Below are 1,212 nucleotides of genomic sequence, written 5' to 3'. Positions count from 1 at the left end.
ATGGGTGTTCACGTTAAACCAGAATAGGTGTTCACATTGAACCGGAATGAGTGTTCAGCATGGGCCGGAATACGCACACTGAGAACATTAACTGTTTCCTGATTGACAATTTGCTCGTCAGATCCTTTCATTGAATTTAGGGCATACAGGAAGAATTTATAACCATGATCATTATATTCATCAGATGCTCTAGGCATTGACAACCAGATGTTAATGAATTTATGAAGATAATTTGTAGGGTCAATATCTCGACCATATTTAGTTTTTATCGACTCTTCAATTTGAGTTCTATTTGTTACAAGTAAGAATGTAATTCCTTTAACTGAAAACAAGTGTTTAACTTGTTCTAACAGTCTAAGGGCAAAATCAGGGCGACAACGATCCAATTCATCAATAATAAATACTATCGGTTTCCCCCCACTCACTTCATTTGCAAATTCAGATAAGTGGTCTTTGAAAGCTTTAAGGGCAAGCTTATCTTTCTCTGCATGTTGAAACTTATCTTTAACTATATCATCAACTTGATCAGCAATTAAATTTGAAATCTCTTTTTCAGCAGAATCGACTACACTTCCATCAACAACCCCAGCAGTAGCTGTTCTCACCGTCAACTTAAGCGCACCTCTAGCTAAAGATTTTACCGCTTTAGTCGCTTTATCACGAAATTCAGTTTGTTTTTCTTTATCTTCAATAGAAATCAGCTGATATATTTCAGAAGCTAATGTTAAGAATGGATCTTTCTGATAATCATTTTCAAAAGCGTCAAAATATATAGATATGATTTTTTCTTCACGATGATGTGAAAGGTATCCTCTCCACATTTTTATAAAGGTACTTTTTCCTTCGCCCCATCCTGAATTCAATGCAATTACGGGGTTATCATCTGAATTTGCAATTAAATTCGCTAGTCTTTCACCAAAATTGGCGCGCTTAAATATATCTATATCTTGAGCGAATCCACAACCTGACCCTATCTCAACTTCTGGAAGAACTATCTTCATATATATTCCTTATAAGGCTAATATTGTTCGGATAATTGGTTGGTATAACATTTTATTCAACGAACCAAGCTCGTAAATTTCCTGGATATCGGTAGATATATGAACGAAATATGCGACCTGCTTTCGTATATCTCTACAGGGCAAGATTACGAAGCCCCTTGCCCCGTAAGGACTTGTGACAGGTAAACATTATTTCTACCTGCTCGTTTTT

General features: G+C 36.0%; 1 protein-coding gene. It reads right to left on the bottom strand.

Annotated elements, in window-relative coordinates; translation table 11 throughout:
- Positions 1–8 precede the first annotated feature (8 nt).
- Entirely contained in the window at positions 9–1,001 is a 993-nt protein-coding gene (locus Q0852_RS23605; RefSeq protein ID WP_299022879.1) for a P-loop NTPase fold protein, read from the bottom strand.
- Between the last annotated feature and the right edge of the window lie 211 nt (positions 1,002–1,212).

This window comes from uncultured Photobacterium sp. (assembly GCF_947502415.1).
Taxonomy (GTDB): domain Bacteria; phylum Pseudomonadota; class Gammaproteobacteria; order Enterobacterales; family Vibrionaceae; genus Photobacterium.
The sequence above is the reverse complement of the archived record's forward strand: the minus strand, read 5'-3'. Positions and strand labels throughout refer to the sequence as shown.